The 18053-nt window shown below is 51.4% G+C and carries 17 protein-coding genes; 11 read left to right on the top strand and 6 right to left on the bottom strand.

The features are described from left to right. Positions 1 to 114 precede the first annotated feature (114 nt). Positions 115 to 1212, top strand: coding sequence for a diguanylate cyclase domain-containing protein (locus GQ52_RS05925; protein WP_019883692.1), 1098 nt, complete (start codon positions 115 to 117; stop codon positions 1210 to 1212). A 6-nt stretch (positions 1213 to 1218) separates the two neighbouring features. Here the strand turns inward: GQ52_RS05925 and GQ52_RS05930 are convergent, their stop codons facing one another. Together GQ52_RS05930 and GQ52_RS05935 are read right to left on the bottom strand one after the other, a co-directional pair. After that, complete coding sequence (locus tag GQ52_RS05930) at positions 1219 to 1818, bottom strand: DnaA ATPase domain-containing protein (RefSeq protein WP_019883691.1); 600 nt, start codon at positions 1816 to 1818, stop codon at positions 1219 to 1221. A gap of 24 nt (positions 1819 to 1842) precedes the next feature. Next, a complete protein-coding gene (locus tag GQ52_RS05935; RefSeq protein WP_047515867.1) occupies positions 1843 to 2973 on the bottom strand; it encodes an AI-2E family transporter in 1131 nt (376 codons plus the stop codon). 176 nt (positions 2974 to 3149) lie between these two features. Between GQ52_RS05935 and purM the strand changes: the two genes are divergently transcribed. The 4 genes from purM to GQ52_RS05955 are packed head-to-tail and all read left to right on the top strand — an operon-like array spanning position 3150 to position 7329. Then, a complete protein-coding gene (gene purM / locus GQ52_RS05940; protein WP_047515869.1) occupies positions 3150 to 4196 on the top strand; it encodes a phosphoribosylformylglycinamidine cyclo-ligase in 1047 nt (348 codons plus the stop codon). 14 nt (positions 4197 to 4210) lie between these two features. Next, positions 4211 to 4912, top strand: a complete 702-nt coding sequence (locus tag GQ52_RS05945) for a DUF3108 domain-containing protein (protein ID WP_235273001.1) — start codon at positions 4211 to 4213, stop codon at positions 4910 to 4912. A gap of 28 nt (positions 4913 to 4940) precedes the next feature. Further along, positions 4941 to 6029, top strand: a complete 1089-nt coding sequence (locus GQ52_RS05950) for a DUF3108 domain-containing protein (protein WP_047515873.1) — start codon at positions 4941 to 4943, stop codon at positions 6027 to 6029. Between the two features lie 22 nt (positions 6030 to 6051). Then, positions 6052 to 7329 (top strand): RsmB/NOP family class I SAM-dependent RNA methyltransferase, encoded by a 1278-nt coding sequence (locus GQ52_RS05955; RefSeq protein ID WP_019883685.1) that lies wholly within the window; start codon positions 6052 to 6054, stop codon positions 7327 to 7329. Positions 7330 to 7355: 26 nt separating this feature from the next. Here the strand turns inward: GQ52_RS05955 and GQ52_RS05960 are convergent, their stop codons facing one another. Beyond that, positions 7356 to 7901 (bottom strand): hypothetical protein, encoded by a 546-nt coding sequence (locus GQ52_RS05960; protein WP_235273002.1) that lies wholly within the window; start codon positions 7899 to 7901, stop codon positions 7356 to 7358. Positions 7902 to 8035: 134 nt separating this feature from the next. Here GQ52_RS05960 and GQ52_RS05965 point away from each other — a divergent pair, with 134 nt between their 5' ends. From GQ52_RS05965 to GQ52_RS05975, 3 genes are all read left to right on the top strand, one after another. Then, on the top strand, positions 8036 to 9262 hold the full coding sequence (locus GQ52_RS05965) for a dicarboxylate/amino acid:cation symporter (RefSeq protein WP_047515877.1): 1227 nt from the start codon (positions 8036 to 8038) through the stop codon (positions 9260 to 9262). 6 nt (positions 9263 to 9268) lie between these two features. Beyond that, positions 9269 to 9802 (top strand): GNAT family N-acetyltransferase, encoded by a 534-nt coding sequence (locus GQ52_RS05970; RefSeq protein WP_047515879.1) that lies wholly within the window; start codon positions 9269 to 9271, stop codon positions 9800 to 9802. A gap of 1017 nt (positions 9803 to 10819) precedes the next feature. Next, positions 10820 to 11761 carry a DMT family transporter gene (locus GQ52_RS05975; protein WP_047515881.1) on the top strand — a complete coding sequence of 314 codons (942 nt, stop codon included), beginning with the start codon at positions 10820 to 10822 and terminating at the stop codon, positions 11759 to 11761. 69 nt (positions 11762 to 11830) lie between these two features. On the opposite strand, the gene ampD is transcribed toward GQ52_RS05975, so the two are convergent. Next, a complete protein-coding gene (gene ampD, locus GQ52_RS05980) occupies positions 11831 to 12379 on the bottom strand; it encodes a 1,6-anhydro-N-acetylmuramyl-L-alanine amidase AmpD (RefSeq protein WP_047515883.1) in 549 nt (182 codons plus the stop codon). Between the two features lie 126 nt (positions 12380 to 12505). On the opposite strand from ampD, the gene GQ52_RS05985 reads away from it, so the two are divergent. After that, positions 12506 to 13516 carry a sodium:calcium antiporter gene (locus GQ52_RS05985; RefSeq protein WP_029512458.1) on the top strand — a complete coding sequence of 337 codons (1011 nt, stop codon included), beginning with the start codon at positions 12506 to 12508 and terminating at the stop codon, positions 13514 to 13516. Between the two features lie 54 nt (positions 13517 to 13570). Here GQ52_RS05985 and GQ52_RS05990 read toward each other — a convergent pair whose 3' ends face one another. Continuing rightward, positions 13571 to 15073, bottom strand: a complete 1503-nt coding sequence (locus tag GQ52_RS05990) for a sigma-54 dependent transcriptional regulator (RefSeq protein ID WP_047515885.1) — start codon at positions 15071 to 15073, stop codon at positions 13571 to 13573. After that, positions 15074 to 16675, bottom strand: coding sequence for a nitrogen regulation protein NR(II) (locus GQ52_RS05995; RefSeq protein ID WP_047515887.1), 1602 nt, complete (start codon positions 16673 to 16675; stop codon positions 15074 to 15076). Positions 16676 to 16965: 290 nt separating this feature from the next. On the opposite strand from GQ52_RS05995, the gene GQ52_RS06000 reads away from it, so the two are divergent. Together GQ52_RS06000 and GQ52_RS06005 are read left to right on the top strand one after the other, a co-directional pair. Then, positions 16966 to 17541 (top strand): RNA polymerase sigma factor, encoded by a 576-nt coding sequence (locus GQ52_RS06000; RefSeq protein WP_029512457.1) that lies wholly within the window; start codon positions 16966 to 16968, stop codon positions 17539 to 17541. A 4-nt stretch (positions 17542 to 17545) separates the two neighbouring features. Beyond that, complete coding sequence (locus GQ52_RS06005) at positions 17546 to 17917, top strand: DUF3619 family protein (RefSeq protein ID WP_047515890.1); 372 nt, start codon at positions 17546 to 17548, stop codon at positions 17915 to 17917. Positions 17918 to 18053: the final 136 nt, after the last annotated feature.

The following is an 18053-nucleotide window of genomic DNA, read 5'->3' on the forward strand; positions in this document are numbered from 1 at the left end:
TTCGGCTTCGATTTAATCTGCGCAAAAAAATGACGATATAAACATCGTATGTTTAATTACAAGCGACGAATAATTATCCCGTTAATCATTGCTACTGCACTGTTGTGCGTTTCAATGGTGTGGCTGTTTATTGCCATGTATCAGCTTGTCTATTATTCAGAACAAAAAGACCTGGTCGACCGGCAGCGCTATGACATTGTGGCGCTGGGCAAAGCCATCACTAATGCTGAAAGCGGACAGCGCGGCTACTTGCTCACAGGCCATACCTTGTTTCTGGATACCTTGGAGCAGGGCCGTATCGAGACCAGGCAAGTGATGGCAAAGCTGGATAAGCAATCGCTCGATGTGACTGAGATACGGCCTGAGCTGGAAAGAGTCAAACAGCTGGTGCATCAGAAATTTGACGTCATGGACCAGAGTATCCAGGTGCAATTGCATGCAGGCGAGTTTTCGCCACATTTGTCGCTGAGCAAGGACAAGGGGCGTGAGGTGATGAAGCTGATTGATGATCAGCTGGACGCGATTGATGGCAAGTTGCAGCGAATGAGGGAAAGCTTTGAGCAGGAAATCCGCAAGCGCATGTTTGCCTCTGTGGTGGGCGCGATTCTACTGGGGGTGCTGATTATTGGTGTCTTGCTATTCTCTTATCGCAGTACGACGCATTTGCTGGAACAAGTGCTGGAAAATCAGGCCGTCGCCAAACAAGCCAGCCATCAGGCGGATCACGACTTGCTGACCGGCTTGCCTAATCGTCGCAGTGTCGATGTGCATCTGGCCAATACGTATCAATTGGCCAGGCATACCTCCAAGCAGTTTGCGGTGCTTTTTATGGATCTTGATGGCTTTAAGCTGGTGAATGATAAATATGGGCACGGCGTAGGCGATGCGTTGCTGATAGAAGTGGCTGATATGTTTAAAAAAGTACTCAGGCAATCTGACTTTCTGGCGCGCCAAGGCGGGGACGAGTTTGTGCTGGTGGTTGGCAGTTATTTATATCGCCACGAATTGACGCAGTTAGCAGAGCGCCTGATCAGATTGTTTGCGCAGCCGGTGGTAGTACGCGGTATCCCGTTGGAGATCGGTGTCAGTATCGGTATCGCCGAGTATCCGCACCATGGCAAGCATGTGAAACAGCTGCTGCATGTGGCGGATAAGGCGATGTATGACTCGAAGAAAAACGGCAAAAACCGCTACAGTTTTGGGTCAGAATAAAGGCGCTTAGAACACGTCTTGCAGCATCTTTTTCAGTGACTGCACGGTGACCGCTTTTTTAGCCGTTAGTGACCATTCATCCAACGCCTCCAGCACCGCCATCAAGGTTGGCAAGTCGCGGCGCAGATAGCGCAAGCAGTAAGCAATCACTTCGTCTGGCAGTTTCATGCCGCGATCGCGGGCATGCGCGCGCAGGGCATCGGCTTTTTCATCGTCACTGAGCGGATGTAACTGGTAGACCAGTCCCCAGGCCAGCCGCGTGGCCAGGTCGTCACGCAAGCCCATTTGTGTAGGCGCATGGTTGCCCGCGGTGACTAATACGCCGCCTTCGGCCTTGATCTGGTTGTAGGTATCAAACAGCACAATTTGTGATTCCTCATCGAGTGTGTGCACATCATCTGCAATGTGTGCGCCCATGTCTTGCGCGGCAAGCAGTAAATGGCTTTTACCACTGCCGGATTCTCCCCACAGGTAAATAAAGCGGGTGGTGGCCTGGCCAGCCAGGACGGCATGCACACTGGCAAGTGCTTCCTGGTTTTGGCCAACGATATAGTTATCAAAACTCGGCGCAGCCGGTGGTTGAATGTTGAGCAACAGTTGTTTCACGGCGGTCGTTTCAGGTGTCTGGAATCACTCGTCCAGGGTTTGAATAATTTGCGGTTGGCTGCTCAAATAAGCTTCGCTACGCAAATAACTTTGTTTGGTGTGGCGCACCCCCACAGCAATGGCGGCGCTGACAGGTAATGCCAGCAATACGCCCGCAAAACCAAATAACTGGCCGCCTGCCATCAAGGCCAGAATGACAATGACGGGATGCAGGCCGATGCGGTCACCGACCAGAATCGGGGTGAGGATAAAGCTTTCTACCAACTGGCCGACACCAAACACCAGTAACACTGGCACGACTTCTGGCAACGAGGCAAACTGCAATAAGGCCAGTACCACCGCCAACACAAACGCCAGCGCAAACCCCAGGTAGGGCACAAAACTCAGCAAGCCGGCAATCATGCCGATAGAAAGTGCCATATCCAGGCCAGCCAACCATAAGCTGACACTGTAAAACACACACAATGACAGCATGACCGACAATTGGCCGCGCAAGAATTCGGCAACGACACGATCGATTTCAACCGACATGCTTTTGGCCCTGCCGACCCAGTCGCGCGGAATCAATTCGCCGATCTCGGCCACCATGTCATCCCAGTCGCGCAAGAAATAAAACAGCACTACCGGTAACAAGCAGATATTGGCAAAGATACCAATCAGGCTCAGGCTTTTCTGGCCAGCGTTGAGCAGAAAGGTGCCTATCATGCTGCCTGCGGTTTGCCAGTGCTCGGTGATCAGCTTTTGCACGTCGGCGTGATTCATGTCGAGGTGGATGCCAAATCGTTGCAGCAGCCAGGGCTCGACTTGCTGGTGAAAGTGATCGAGCAGCAGCGGCAGGCGTTGAGCGATCAGCATAGATTGCTGTTGTAGCAAGGGGATGATAATGAGCAGCAGGCCGGTGACGACCAGGATGACGCCCAGCATCACCAGCAGCGTTGCCAGTGTGCGGCCAATTTGCCAACCCTTAATGCCGGTTTCACTCAGGCGGTCTACCAGCGGATCCAGCATATAGGCAATGACCGCCGCCGCCAGAAACGGGGTCAGGATAGGTTCCAGCAGGTAAAACAGGTAGATGAAGACCGCCGTCACAAGCCACCAGCGATGATCGCTGACAAATTGAGTGGCGACAGATTTCTGATGATCCTGGTCTGACATGGGCGTGTGTGACGCATCCGCACAATCCGGCATAGGTCGAAGCGGCAAGATGCGTTAAAATAATGATTATTTTAAAATTATACTGAATTTCAACGCTGTATCGCGCTTTGTTATAAACATCTGCGCTGCTTACAGTGGTTCACCTGATTAATCGCATTGAAAGAAACGAGAGTATCTTGACGACTTCTTCTGATAAAACTTCACTCACCTACCGTGATGCTGGTGTCGATATGGAGGCTGGTGATGCCTTGGTCGAGCAAATCAAGCCGTTTGCCAAGCGCACCATGCGCCCGGAAGTGATGGGCGGCATTGGCGGTTTTGGCTCGCTGTTCGCCATGCCCAAAAAATTCAAGGAGCCAGTACTGGTGTCCGGCACCGATGGCGTGGGTACCAAGCTGAAACTGGCTTTCCAGCTGGATAAGCATGATACCGTGGGTATCGATCTGGTGGCCATGAGCGTGAACGATATCCTGGTGCAAGGCGCTGAGCCGCTGTTTTTCCTCGATTATTTTGCCTGTGGCAAACTCGAAGTTGGCACCGCTGCCGCGGTGATTAAAGGGATTGCCCTCGGCTGTGAAGAGTCAGGTTGTGCGCTGGTGGGCGGTGAAACGGCTGAAATGCCAGGCATGTATCCGGCTGGTGAATACGACCTGGCTGGGTTCGCCGTCGGTTGTGTCGATAAAGCCAATATCATCGATGGTTCTACCATCAAAGCCGGTGATGTGGTGTTAGGCCTGGCTTCCAGCGGTGCGCACTCCAATGGCTATTCGCTGATTCGCAAGCTGATTGAAAAATCCGGTATCGATATGGAATCCGATTTTCATGGTCGTCGCTTTAAAGACGTGGTCATGGCACCAACCAAGTTGTATGTGAAGTCTATTCTCAAGTTGCTGGACACCCTGCCAGTAAAAGGCATGGCGCATATCACGGGTGGCGGTATTACCGAAAATATTCCGCGCGTGTTGCCAGCTGGCTTGACGGCAGAAGTGCAAAAATCCAGCTGGACCTTGCCACCGTTGTTCCAGTGGTTACAGGCACAAGGCAATATTGAGCCGATTGAAATGTACCGCACATTTAACTGTGGTATCGGCATGGCAGTGATTGTGGCGGCTGAGCATGCAGAGCAGGCGCAAGCTGTGCTGGCTGGCGCGGGCGAGACGGTGTACCGCATTGGCCAGATTCGTGAGCAACAAGCAGGTGAAGCACCAACCGTGGTCGTGTAATGCGTGATGGTGTAATGCTGCTTTTCAGCAATCACAAGCGCATCGCGGCCAGTCTGTTAGTCACGATGCTGCTGTTGGTATCGCCTGCATTGTCAGCGGCGCCCAAGCAGTTGACGCTCAAATATGACTTGCTGCAACAGGGCATCACCATCGGCACGGTCAAAGACCAGTTGAGTGTAACAGGCAACCGTTATCAAATCGCATCGCTGGCTGAGGGTAAAGGAATCTATAAGCTCATGGGTGAGCGCACACTCTCCAGCCAGGGCCAGGTGATTGCCAATGCCTTGCGCCCCAATCGTTTTGAGTCTCGTCAGTCCAAGCACCCAGATAAAGCACTGATCAGTGATTTTGACTGGTCAAAGAAAGTGCTTAAGATGCAGATTAAAGATGAACAAGCGACAGATAAGTTATCCAAGGGCACGCAGGATTTATTAAGTGTGATGTATTGCTGGATGTGGCAACCGCCTAAGGACAAGCAGGTGAGTTTTTCTGTCGCCAACGGTAAAAAACTGGCACCACATACGTTTGTGGTGACTGAGGAAACCACGCCATTGCAGACTGAGGCGGGGACGTTTAATGTGATTAAACTGACAGATGCAGATGGTGAGAAAACCCTGTATCTGGCCAAGGATAAGAATTACTTGCCAGTGAAGCTGGTGATTCAGGATGATGGTAAACGCATGGAACAGGTGATCACCAGTATCACCGGTCAGTAACAGGTTCTGCAGCGAGAGAAAGCGCGTGATGCAAGCATCAGCTCTGCGACACTGGATTCAACAGCATGTTTCATGGCCACTGGTGCTGGCACTCTGCTTGTCGTTATTACTGCATGTGTTTGCGTTTAGTGAAGTGAATTGGCGCAACTGGTTTGATAATGAAGTGCGTGCGCCTTCTGTATTGCAGGCACGATTATTACCGCCTCCCGCACCGCCTGTCTCTACTGCGTTGGCAAAGCCTGTGTCGCCGCTCAACTCACCCAAAAAGCAAGCTGCACCGCCGCCTGCGCAGGCTCCCGCTGTGACGCCAACGCCAGCAGCTGAATCGGCCACTGTGACAGATGCGCCGCAGGCGCCATTGGCCGATGCTGAGTCGCCAGCCATCAGTGAGGAGGATACGCAAACCAGCTTGGCAGAAATCAATGCCTGGCATGAAATGGATCACCCTGAGGCTGTGCCGGATGATGCACAGCCGCCGCCTTACCAGCATGTGAGGACTGACTTTGTGGTGTTTGTGAACGGCGAAGAGCGGCCCGCGGGCAGTGCAGAAATTGAGTATGTTCGCGATACATCGGCCACTTATCGTTTGCGTTGGCTGGTGGAAGGGCGCGGTCTGTTAAAATTGCTATATCCCTCGCTAGAGCAGCAAAGCTCAGGCGAAGTGGGCCCAGGCGGTTTGAAGCCGCAATTGTATCGCTATGCCTTTGGCAGCCGCGCCAGTAAAACTTATGAAGCTGTGTTTGACTGGGAAACCAATGTGATTACCCTGAAAACAGCCAAGGGTGAGCAGCGCCGGGATTTGCGCGTCAATACGCAAGATATCCTCAGTTTTATGTACCAGTTTATGTTTGTGCCGCCGTTGCAAGAAATGCATGTGACGCTGACCAATGGCCGGCGCGTTGGTGAATATGAATATACGTTTGAAGGCGAAGATAGCCTGGTGATTGCTGACCAGACCATTCAGACGGTGCACATTGTGCACACACGTGGCGATACCGACGAAAAAGTAGAACTATGGCTGGCCAGCGATTATCGCTATGTGCCGGTCAAAATTAAAAAGCTGGAGAAAAACGGCATGGTGATTGAGCAAGTCGCCACGCGGTTGATCACCGAATAATGTAAGTATTTGAAAGATTCTGATGAACCAATCCCTGATGCGCCAGACGGCGATGTTGTTAAACGACATACTGAAGTTCGAAAGTCCGGCCGATGCCAAGCTCAGCGAATTTTTTCGCCAACATCGTGAGTTAGGTACCAAAGACCGTGCATGGGTGGCTGAAACCGCTTATGGTGTCTTGCGCCGTTATCGTTACCTGCGCGAAGTCTCTGTCAGTGAGACAGACGAGCAGGAAGATACGCGTAAACTGATTATTGCCTGGTGGCTCAAGATTGAAGGCAAAAGCATTCGTGACTTAGATGAGATGCTGGATGAGCGCCAAAAAGAATGGGCAGTGGCCATTAAAAGCAAAAACAGTGAAGGCTTTGCGCCAGCTGTGCTGGCCGATGTACGCGACTGGTTCTGGAACAAGCTGGTCGAGCAATATGGCGAGGCTGAAGCCATGACCATTTGCCGCAGCATGTTTGAGCAAGCGAGCCTCGATTTACGCGTGAATACCATCAAGTCCAACCGTGAAGAAGTGCTGGCGCGCATGCTGGCAGAAAACACAGTGAAAGATAACGTCATCGCCCCAACCCCTTATTCACCTGTGGGCATCCGCATGGGCGCACGTCTCAATATCGGCAAACACATCCTGTTCACCGAAGGCAAAATTGAAGTGCAGGACGAAGGCAGTCAGTTGTTGAGCTACCTGGTCGCACCTAAACGCGGGCAAATGGTGGCCGATTTATGTGCAGGTGCAGGGGGTAAAACCCTGGCACTTGGCGCACTCATGAAAAACACTGGCCGTTTATATGCGTTTGATGTGTCTGAAAAACGCCTGAATAACCTGGGTCAACGCCTCAAGCGTAGTGGCTTGTCTAACCTGCAAGCGCAACTCATCAACAACGAAAACGACTTGAAACTCAAACGTCTCAACGGCAAGTTTGACCGCGTGTTGGTCGATGCGCCATGTAGTGGCCTGGGTACCTTGCGCCGTAACCCTGATCTGAAGTGGCGTCAGGCGGAAGAAGATGTTGCCGAGTTAAACGTCAAGCAAACCAATATCCTCGCCCGTGCCGCCAAACTGTGTAAAGCAGGCGGCCGTGTGGTATATGCCACATGCAGTTTGTTGCGTGACGAAAACGAAGCCATTGCCGAAGCGTTTTTACAAGCGCATCCAGAATTTAAATTAGTGCCTGCCAATGAAGTGCTGGCGCAGCAGAATATCGTGTTAGATACCGGTGAATATCTGAAGTTACTGCCGCATCTGCATGGCACAGATGGTTTTTTTGCAGCGGTGTTTGAAAAAGCGGCTTAGCTATTAGCTGCCTCTGCGCAGCCTTTTTACTCGATCAGGTGGTCTGCTTGCATTTGTTTGATCGCATGTGCAGCAACCTCTTGATTGGTGCTTGTCGGTGCATACACTTCGGCGCGGTAATGCCATACAGCGCTTGATTCAGTGGCAGGGCGTATCCAGATATCTACGGTGTAGTTTTGTAAATACTTTGCGGCAGCGACTTTACCTGATTCCAACGTAATGGAGAGAATATGGCTAGGTTTATGCCGTTGAGATGCTTCCATCAATTTGGATAAGTTATTTATTTCATATCCTTTGACCGTATATTCACTGACTGGAATGCCTGCGTGATTCAACTGCTGTTGCAGTTCTACTGCGACTGCATAGGCTTGATGATTCAAAATGTCTTTGCGATTTTGTTCAGGCCGAACAATCATGAGTTGATTGATATTGCCCAAGGGGCCGCGTTTTACTTCTGAAGTTGCTTTAATATCACTACCCGTACTGGCGCAAGATGCAAGAAAAATTAATCCGGCAAAAGTGATCGCGTAGTTTTTTATTAGCATCATTATCTTTATTTCTATATTAGCCATGAGCGTGATTAAGCTTTCTGGATTTAGGATTGTCAGCAAGGTATTTCATCTTCCGACATGAATATTAACGTATGTAAACTTTATACGTGTTGGTGGTTTTGCACAATGTAATTATTTTTAAGGATGTCGTGTAAATGAAAAGCATTGGACTCAATGGACAAATCTTTTTCGCCGCCACCGCCGCGGTCGTACTTGGCCTTTTTGCACATGGCAAACAAGTTGATAACGCTTTATATGCCGCCAACCTGGTCGGCACCCTGTTTATCGACCTGCTCAAAATGGTGATGATCCCGCTGGTATTTTGTGCCATCGTCACCGGCATCGCCAATCTACGTAAACATAGTCAAATTGATATTGTCTGGAAAACCACGCTATTGTTTTTTGCCACGACTACCATCATTGCAGTCGTTATCGGCTTGGGTGCCAGCCATCTTTTCCAGCCTGGAGCAGGTTTACACCTCAATATGTTTGCCGATGCCCTGCAGCAGTTTGAAACCAAGCAGCTCACCTTGCCTGAGTTTTTCACGCAATTTCTGCACGGCATCTTTATGAACCCGTTCAAAGCGCTGGCTGAGGGCAATATCCTGGCCATTGTGGCTTTTGCCTTGTTGCTGGGGATTGCGCTGGTAGTATCTGCCGAGCGTTACCCACACTTGCTGGCTGTATTTGAAGAAGGCATGGCGGTGGCGATGCAGATGATCAACTGGATTATGCGCCTGGCACCTTTTGGCATTGCCGCATTGCTATTCAAACTGGTCGCCACGCAGGATGTGAGCCTGTTTGCCAGTTTGACCAAGTTTATGCTGGTGGTCACAGGGACCACCTTGTTTCATGGTCTGGTCGTGCTGCCACTCTTGTTATTCCTGCTTACCGGCAAACGTCCGTGGTGGTTTTTACAGCGGGCGCGTGAGTCCCTGCTCACGGCGTTTGCCACCAGTTCGAGTAATGCCACCATGCCGGTGACCATGCGTTGCGCGACAGAAAATATGCAGGTGAAACCCGAAATTGCAGGTTTTGTGGTGCCGCTGGGTGCCACCGTGAATATGGATGGGACCGCATTATACGAAGCCGCGGCTGCCTTGTTTGTCGCACAACTGGCTGGTATTGACTTGTCACTTGGGCAGCAACTGGTGGTGTGCTTTACCACCATGATCGCCGCCATGGGCGCACCGGGTATCCCGAGTGCGGGTATGGTCACCATGGTCATGGTATTGCAAAGCGTGGGCTTGCCCGCAGAGGCCATTGCCATTTTATTACCGATAGACCGCTTGCTGGATACTGTACGTACTGCGGTGAATGTGGAAGGCGACATGATAGGTAGCCTGGTGGTACAACATCGAATCGAAAAATTAGCGCAATAAACCACCATGACTGAATTAATCATCAAACCTGCCCAAGTGCAGGATGCCGATGCCATTTCGGCACTGGTCAATCGTGCTTATCGCGGCGAAAGCAGCCGGGCAGGCTGGACCACGGAGGCGGATCTGCTGGATGGCAAACGCACGACGACCGGCGATGTACTGGCATTGTTAAATCGTCATGATGCCGTGATCCTGACTGGCTGGGTCGCCGAAACGCTGATGGTCACGCTGTGTGCAGAATGGCATGCGGATGAACAAGTCGCACATCTGGGCATGATTGCGGTAGAGCCAACGGCACAGAATCGAGGCTATGGTAAAAAAATGATTCTCGCCGCTGAGCAATTGTCAGTTGAGCGCTGGCGAGCGCGTGCCAGTCAAATGGCTGTGGTTAGTGTGAGGCAGGCGCTGATTGCGTTTTACCAGCGGCTTGGGTACCAGGCGACGGGGGAATTAAAGCCTTTTCCTTATCTGCCGGAGATGTGGCAGGCGAAGGTGGAGAATATGCAGTTGATCACTTTACAAAAGAATTTGATCGTTTAATGGATTGCTGGATTAGGCTGGGAAAGTAATTCTTTGGCGGGTTGGTTGGGAGGTTTCTTTTTTCTTCTCGCTCTGCCAGTGAGTTACTTTGCTTAGCCTCGCTGTAGCGCAGAGCCCCTTAGTAAGAAATTGTTTGGTTATTTTATGGGTGATCTATTTCGCCTTTTCGGCGAGTTACTTTTCTTTGCTTGCACAAAGAACAAGTAACCAAAAGAAATGCACCCCAGCTTCCGCTTTTATCCTGTGCTACTCGGTTTGCCGGGCGTCCATCGAAATTGGCTACGGCCACTACGTTTAACATTGCTACGCAATGTTAGCCTACGCCGCAACACTTCGTTAGTTGTCACCCTGACAAGCCACATAAAACGTGGCTTGTTGCGGAGCTCAAACAGCCGATGGCCGAGAACTCCCGTCAATCCTGCGTTGCTCGGCGCGGCAGATGGGGACCCCGAACACCAGGCGAATGCCGCCATTTGTGTCCTTAATAAACTAATCTGTTTTTTTGAACCGTTCAGATTTCGACAATGTCAGTTTGGTGAGATCAATCCCATTCCATCACGCTGAGTAGCGGAGACAAAATAAGAGTAGAGGGAGCGACTGTTTGAATCCCGCAGCAGCTCACGGGGTTTGTGAGCTGCCAGGTTGAGTTTCGTGACCGGCTATTTTGTTGAGCAACGCAAGGGAGCCGCAGGCCGTGATGGCTGGGTGTCTTCCTCTTTGGTTACTTTCTGGGGGACAAGCATCAGAAAGTGACTCGCCTAGAGGCGAAAAAGAGTGTTTACTTAGTCGAACACAAATAACTCCCTTGACCATTCCCGCAAACCCACGTAAATTCCATAACCTTATGAACAAGCAATTCCTCCAATCTACTGTTGTGGTGATGAACCGAAAGGCATTGTGGCTAGTCGCCACATCGTGCTGCGGTTGCTGCTTGTCGTAATTCTTTTGCAACCGCGGGCTCTCCGCGGTTGATCTTGTCATACCCTTCCCGGTGAGCCCCATTGATTCAGGGCTCATATGAAAGATTCTACCCATCCGTATTACGGTGCCATGCTGGTGCTGGTATCGTCCGTGGCCTTTTCGTCGAAAGCGATTATGGTCAAGCTGGCTTACGCTTATCATCTTGATGCCGCGACTTTGATCGCTTTGCGGATGGCGTTCGCTATTCCGTTCTTTGCCGGGTTAGGCTGGTGGACGATGCGTCAAGGCGTGCCTATGTCCATGACTGGTAAAGACTGGGTGACGTTGCTGTTGCTCGCGGTGGTCGGTGGTTATGGTTCGATGTGGCTGAACTTTGAAGGTCTGCGCTATGTGTCGGCGGGGCTGGAGCGGGTGATTCTGTTTCTGTATCCAACGCTGGTGGTGGCCATGAGTGCGGTATTTCTCAAACATCACATTACCCGTCGCGAGTGGTTTGCCATGGTGACCAGTTATGCGGGTGTGGTGCTGGTGGTCTGGCATGATGTTGAGCTGGCCGGGCTGGATTCTGCCGATACACTGTATGGCGCGTGGCTGGTATTGCTGAGCGCTATTGTGTATGCGGGTTATTTACTGGTGAGTGGGCAATTGATCCCCAAGTTGGGCGCTAGCCGGTTTACTGCGATGACCATGAGTTTGGCGGCGCTTGCCAGTGCCGTCCATTTTGGCACCAGTGGCTCATTTGACCATGCGACGATGTTGCCTAACGCAGTATATGCGCTGGCTTTTTTGATGGCGCTGATTGCGACGGTATTGCCTTCGGTACTGATGAATATGGGCATACACCAGCTCGGTAGCCGCAAGGCGGCATTGATCAGCGCGATTGGGCCGGTGTCGACGATTGTGCTGGCTTACCTGTTTCTGGGCGAGTCACTCTCCTGGATACAGGGCTTGGGCACTGCGCTGGTGCTGGCCGGGGTGATGGCGGTGAGCCTGGAAAATAAGCCACGTATATCTGAAACAGCCACGGCCAAAGCTTAATCTGTAGTGACAGGTTTTTTAGCGATAATTAACGCTCAAGTTAAGCGTTGGCTCGCTTCGGTCTGTTTCTTATGTGATTCGTTGCCAATCAAAGAATGGGCCGGGGTCGGTTTTGCGTCCCGGCGCAATATCTGAATGCCCGACAATGTGCCTGATGGCATAGCGTTGTCGCAAGGCATTGATCAGTGCTTGCAAGGTGATGTATTGCACATCTTCAAACACCTCAATGTCACTGCCTTCGAGTTCTATGCCGATTGAAAAGTCATTGCAACGTTCGCGGCCCTGCCATTGTGAGAGTCCGGCATGCCAGGCGCGCTGGTTACAACTCACAAATTGTAATAACTCACCTGTGCGGCGTATGAGAAAGTGTGACGAGACCTTGAGGTGTGCAATCTCGGCGTAATAAGGGTGTTCCTGCGGGTCTAACTGGTTGGTGAACAATTGCATAATGCCCGGGCCGCCATACTGGTCGGGCGGCAGGCTGATATTGTGGATGACGATCATATCCACTTCGGCAGGCTGTGGCCGTTCATCCTGGTTGGGCGACAATATATATTGCACCGGGCTGGCGAGGCCAGCGGAGTCAATGTGAATAGCAGAGGCAGGTGTTTGCGACATGCGAACATTGTAGGTGAATTTGGGCGAATTGCGTTATGATTCCGCCCGCATGCACACGTTTGTCATGCACATGCGGGGCAGGCGGTGGCCGCATGCGAGATCGATTACCGCCAGACAGGAACAGTCATGGTTTTTCTACAATTATTGCTAATGTTGCTGCTGATTTTGGTGGCGGCTGAAGTCTTTACCAATGCCCTGGAACATTTGGGTGAGCGGCTGGGTATTTCCGAAGGGGTGACCGGCTCTATTTTTGCCGCCGTGGGCACGGCATTGCCAGAGACGCTGGTGCCGTTGCTGGCCATTTTCTCCTACACCTCATCGACCGGCGACAGTCATGCCGGGCACGATATCGGTGTCGGCGCCATCTTGGGCGCACCGCTGATGCTGGCGACGCTGTCTATCAGCTTAATGGCGTTCTCGGTGTTGAAGCGTCGTGGTGCGCATGGGCATATCCGCCCTGAGCGTACTGGCCTGATTCGGGACCTCAACTTCTTTATTCTGGCCTTTATTTTTGCCACCATCGCCATGTTTATTCCGCACACCGAAGCGTTGGTGCGTTACGGCATCAGCATTCTGATGATTCTGACCTACTTTGTGTATGTGCTGATGACGATTAAAGCCTCCAAAGGCCTGGTAGAAGAGGGGCATGCGACTGAGGCTGAAGACGTCATGATGTTATCCAGGCTTGGTTTGCCGACCAATATGGTGACGATCGTGCTGCAATTGCTGATTGGTCTGGGCCTGTTGATCGCAGGTGCCAAAGGCTTTATCAACGAGGTCGAAACGGCTGCGGCGATTTTAGGCGTGTCAGCTTTGCTGCTGTCTTTGCTGATTATCCCGATTGCGACCGAGTTACCAGAGAAAGTGAATAGCATTTTGTGGATACGCAAGGGTAAAGATACCCTGGCATTTGGCAATATCACTGGCGCCATGGTGTTTCAGGGTACGTTGTTACCGGCCATCGGCATCATGCTGACTGACTGGGCACCAAGGCAGGAAGTGGCCTTGGGCATCCTGATTACTTTGCTGGCGGCAATCTGGGTACGTTACCGCATTGCCAAAGGCGGCTTGCTGGTGTGGCATTTGCTGGTGAATGGCTTGTTCTACCTGGCCTATCTGGCGATTGTGTTGAGTTAATCAAACAGATGTTAAAAAGGGCGACTATGCAGTCGCCCTTTTTTATTGGCTATTTTATTCCTCGTCGCCTTCGGCATCGTCCAGGTCGGCATCCTGTTCTTTGGATAGCCCGAGTTTGGACAAGCGATAGCGCAGGGTACGGAAGCTGATGCCTAATAATTTAGCTGCTGCCGTTTTGTTGTTATTGGTTTTTTCCAGCGCCTGCAAAATAGTGCGTTTTTCAATATCTTCCAGGTAATCAGACAAGCTGATATCCATAGGCAACATGGTGCTACTGCTTGGGGTTGCTTGCGCCGTTGGCTGATTTTCGCGTGGTGGGGTCGCGGCGAGAATGGCCGGGATTGGCTGGCTGGGTTCTTCCAGGCTGGGGGCATTCCAGGGTAGCACCGGCTTGTCGCTGAGACTGGCAGGCATTTCATCCAGTGACAAGTCTTCAACCGTAATGGTGACGCCGTCACATAATGCCAGCGCACGTTCCAGCATATTTTCAAGTTCACGCACATTGCCATGAAAAGGTAATTGCTGAATGTAGACTTTGGCTTCGTCTGCAATGCCGGGGATGCCAATACCCTGCATCAGGCACAACTTGCCTAGCAAACGTTCAGTCAGCTCGGGGATATCTTCCGGCCGCTCGCGCAAGGACGGCATTTTGAGTTGAATGACGTTCAGGCGGTAGTATAAGTCCTGGCGGAATTCGCCTTTTTCCATCATGGCATTCAGGTTTTTGTGTGTGGCGGAAATAATGCGCACATCCACCGCTTCTTCACTGGTACTACCGACTACGCGTACTTTTTTCTCCTGGATTGCACGCAGCAGTTTTACTTGCATGGCCAGCGGTAAATCTGCGACTTCGTCGAGGAACAGCGTGCCGCCGTTGGCCGCCTGGAACAAGCCTAGCGTATCCTGGATGGCCCCGGTAAACGAACCTTTTTTATAACCAAAGAACTCGCTTTCCATCAGGTTCTCGGGAATGGCGCCGCAGTTCACCGCGATAAAGGATTGATCCTTGCGCGAGCTGTTGAGATGAATCAGCCTGGCAGCCAGTTCTTTCCCGCTGCCGGATTCGCCGCTGATATAAACGGGTGCCTGGCTACGCGCCAGTTTGGCGATCATGGTGCGCACGTAAGCCATGGCGGGTGACGCGCCAATCAGGTCTACCGTATTGGCACCCTGCGATTCTTTTTGTGAAGACAGCTTGAGCGCAGACTCTACCAGTGGGCGTAATTGTTTAAGCGAAATCGGCTTGGTGATGTAATCATAGGCGCCCGCTTTTAAGGCAGAAACCGCATTTTCTGCACTGCCGTAAGCGGTAATTACTGCGACTGGCAGGCCAGGGAATTGCGCATTGATATATTGCACCAGCTCCAGCCCGAGGCCATCTGGCAGCCGCATATCTGTCAGGCACAGGTCATAGCTGAATGAATTCAGCATGTGTTTTGCGTCCGTCACCGAGCTGGCACTTTCTGCCTGTATGCCCATGCGTTCCAGGGTCAGTACCACGAGTTCGCGGATATCAGTCTCGTCATCGACGACCAGGCAGCGATAAGAGTTTGCCATTTAAACGATTGCCTTTTTAACTGTCAGTGAAAATTGCGTGCCATTGGCACTACTGGTGTAATTTAATTTTGCGCCATTGGCTTCGGCCAGTTCGCGGGCGATAAACAAACCCAGGCCGGTGCCGGTTTTTTCTGTGGTCATGAATGGTTCAAACAAATGCGGCTGTATTTTGGGGTCGAGGCCGCTGCCGTCATCTTTCACGTGCACGTGAATGAATTGACCACTTTTATCGCTCACTACCTTGAGTTGCAAACTTTGGGCATGTTGCTGGCTATGCCGCCAGCCATTTTTACATAAATTCCACAAAATCTGGTTGATATGCCTGCGGTCAAACACGATCGCGCTCTCTTTGGCTGGTAGATCCAGCGTAAAGTTGCTGAGGTCTATCTTTTCCACGGCGCAGAATTGCTGGTAGAACTCTTGCACAAAGTGGTTGATATTGAGCTGCTCCTGATTGGTGCGGTCACGGCGGTTGAGTTCCAGCACGTCCTTGATAATTTGATCCAGCCGTTGCACGTTGTCAGAAATGATTTGCAGCATACGCTGCGTGCCAGGTTGCTGCGAGTCTTCCTGCATCAATTGTGTCGCATGGCTGATTGCGCTGAGTGGATTGCGGATTTCGTGCGCGATATTGGCGGTCAGCCTGCCTAATGCCGCCAGTTTCACCTGATGTGCCTGTGTCTGGATTTGTGACCAGTCTTCAATAAAAATCACCACACCATTATCAATGCTTTCAGAAATGGGGTGAAAGCGTATACCAAGGTCGCGGTTATTGATGCCGAGTTTGGTCGCGTCTGTCGCGGCGAGCTTGCTGGCGGGGGAGGATTGCAGTAATTGCATCACGGCAGGCATCAGCTCTGCGAGCGGGGTTTGCAGCTGTATGGCGGCTTGCAGCGTCATCTCTTCCAGCCCTAACAGTTTGCACGCTTGCTGGTTGTAGTGCTTGAGCTGTTGGTGCTGGTCAATCACTAATACGCCGTTCGGCATCTCTTGTGTAATCAGCGCATTGGTTTTGGCCAGGTATTCAATATCCTGGCCGCGCTGCGTTGCGAGGTTTTCGCTGCGTTGCATGCGCGCAGTCAATGTTTGCGCCAGCCAGGCGGTGGCGAAGCAGCTTAAGGAGAGGACGACCGCATTACTGAAATCATTGAGTGGCAGGTTGCGGTGGATGATCTGGAAGGTGTTTTCGAGCAAGATGCCGATGGTGGCAATGGCTGCATAAAACAGGGCAAAACGGCCATCACTGATCAGGCCGGCAAAAATAATGTTCACAATCAGCAATAGTCCGATGCCACTCTGGTTGCCTGGCAAAAAGTGCATCATCAGCACTAAAAACACAATATCCAGGCTGGTCTGGATTTTTAATGGCAGGCCGCGCTTGCATTGCAGTGATTCAAAGCTGACGCTGACGGCAATCGCGTACAAAAAGAAAATCAACAGTAACCAGAATGAGAGTGAAGGCTCTGAGGGGGCGTTTCTAAAGTAGGGCCAGAGCTGGCTGCCGAACAGCATGCCTGAGGCGCCCAGGCGGAACAGGCTGTAAAGCCGCAGGTGCTGGCTGTCTGGTGTTTTTTCGAGGGTGGTGATCGTGGCTGCCGTCATGCAACTGACTCCGTGGTCGCGCGGCTGGCGGCGCAGGCGTGACGTGTGTGCGACGGATCGAGCAGGGTGATAGAATTTATTTTTTTGGTCGTCATAAAGGGTGGCCGAACTTTCGCTGCTATCGGGCTTATTCTAACAGTAAATAAATTTAAAACTGATATACTCGCAAGCGACAGGGAGATAAAACGGTGCATATTTCTGTGATGACATCTCATAATTCACAACAATATCGCGAAAAAAGCACGTGCGTCAGTGGCAAACACTGGTGATCTCGGGGAAGAGGATTTGTAGTGGCGAGTGCGCAAGAAATATCGGATTTTTTACGACAGGTTGAAAAGCGGGCATTCAGGCAAACCGCGTATGCGGTGCGTGATGACCATGCTGCGTTGGATATTGTGCAGGACGCCATGTTAAAACTGGCTGATAAATATGCCAGCAAACCGGTTGAAGAATACCCCATGTTGTTCCAGCGTATCCTGCAAAATACCATGCGGGATTACTGGCGTCGGCAGAAGGTGCGTAACCTGTGGACCACGCTGTTTTCGTCTTTCGGCCAGTCTGATGACGAAGATTATGATCCGCTGGAAACCATAGAGGTGGAAAGTGCTGACGGTGACCCTTCTGATCAATTGGAGCGGTCGCAAATCATGGCCCTGATCGAAAAGGCATTGGCAAAATTACCTTTACGTCAACGAGAAGCATTCGTGCTGCGTTATTGGGAAGAGTTGGATGTTGCTGAAACGGCATCGGTCATGGGGTGTTCAGAAGGAAGTGTTAAAACGCATTGCTCAAGAGCGGTCAGTGCGTTATCTACATTGTTAGAGCAAGCCGGGATCGGAACCCGCAAGTTACAAAAGAAGGAGTAAAGCCATGAGGAAACAACGTCATCCAGAAGACGACTTGCCTACCCCTCTGCGCGAAGGTGTTGAGTGGCTGAAGCAAGATGATCGGCCTTTGTCGGCTGAGGTAGAAGCTCGCCTGGCAGAAGCGCGACAGGCTGCATTGGCGAAATTTGCCCAATCAAGCCAGTCTGGGCATGCTTGGGCAGATGCCTTGTCCTGGGCCTCTTTCGGCCATCCGCGGATGGCCGGTATGGCGGCCTTGTCTGTATTTTTTGCAGTCGGGCTATTTGTCCTGTCCGCCAGCAATAATGATGATGCGATGTTGCTGAGCGATGATTTGCCTGTCGAGGCTTTTGTCGATAGCGGATTCGACGCCTGGCAATATTCAGAAAATATTTGAGTGGCCAGCTGGATTGAAAGCAAAACTTGGCGGGATGAAGAAAATAATGTGTCAATGGAACAATGAGAAATGATGCGAAATCATTCTGTTTTATTAGGGTGGATAGTATTAGCGGTGTGTGGAAGCGGTGGCTTGT

It is taken from the genome of Methylophilus sp. Q8 (genome assembly GCF_000800115.1).
Lineage (GTDB): Bacteria > Pseudomonadota > Gammaproteobacteria > Burkholderiales > Methylophilaceae > Methylophilus.

What these genes read in the sequence shown, in the direction of transcription:
- GQ52_RS05925 (WP_019883692.1), top strand. Translation starts at nt 115, where the DNA reads ATGGTGTGGCTGTTTATTGCCATGTATCAGCTTGTCTATTATTCAGAA.
- GQ52_RS05935 (WP_047515867.1), bottom strand. Translation starts at nt 2,973, where the DNA reads ATGTCAGACCAGGATCATCAGAAATCTGTCGCCACTCAATTTGTCAGC.
- GQ52_RS05945 (WP_235273001.1), top strand. Translation starts at nt 4,211, where the DNA reads ATGCTGCTTTTCAGCAATCACAAGCGCATCGCGGCCAGTCTGTTAGTC.
- GQ52_RS05950 (WP_047515873.1), top strand. Translation starts at nt 4,941, where the DNA reads ATGCAAGCATCAGCTCTGCGACACTGGATTCAACAGCATGTTTCATGG.
- GQ52_RS05955 (WP_019883685.1), top strand. Translation starts at nt 6,052, where the DNA reads ATGAACCAATCCCTGATGCGCCAGACGGCGATGTTGTTAAACGACATA.
- GQ52_RS05960 (WP_235273002.1), bottom strand. Translation starts at nt 7,901, where the DNA reads ATGGCTAATATAGAAATAAAGATAATGATGCTAATAAAAAACTACGCG.
- GQ52_RS05965 (WP_047515877.1), top strand. Translation starts at nt 8,036, where the DNA reads ATGAAAAGCATTGGACTCAATGGACAAATCTTTTTCGCCGCCACCGCC.
- GQ52_RS05970 (WP_047515879.1), top strand. Translation starts at nt 9,269, where the DNA reads ATGACTGAATTAATCATCAAACCTGCCCAAGTGCAGGATGCCGATGCC.
- GQ52_RS05975 (WP_047515881.1), top strand. Translation starts at nt 10,820, where the DNA reads ATGAAAGATTCTACCCATCCGTATTACGGTGCCATGCTGGTGCTGGTA.
- ampD (WP_047515883.1), bottom strand. Translation starts at nt 12,379, where the DNA reads ATGTCGCAAACACCTGCCTCTGCTATTCACATTGACTCCGCTGGCCTC.
- GQ52_RS05985 (WP_029512458.1), top strand. Translation starts at nt 12,506, where the DNA reads ATGGTTTTTCTACAATTATTGCTAATGTTGCTGCTGATTTTGGTGGCG.
- GQ52_RS05990 (WP_047515885.1), bottom strand. Translation starts at nt 15,073, where the DNA reads ATGGCAAACTCTTATCGCTGCCTGGTCGTCGATGACGAGACTGATATC.
- GQ52_RS05995 (WP_047515887.1), bottom strand. Translation starts at nt 16,675, where the DNA reads ATGACGGCAGCCACGATCACCACCCTCGAAAAAACACCAGACAGCCAG.
- GQ52_RS06005 (WP_047515890.1), top strand. Translation starts at nt 17,546, where the DNA reads ATGAGGAAACAACGTCATCCAGAAGACGACTTGCCTACCCCTCTGCGC.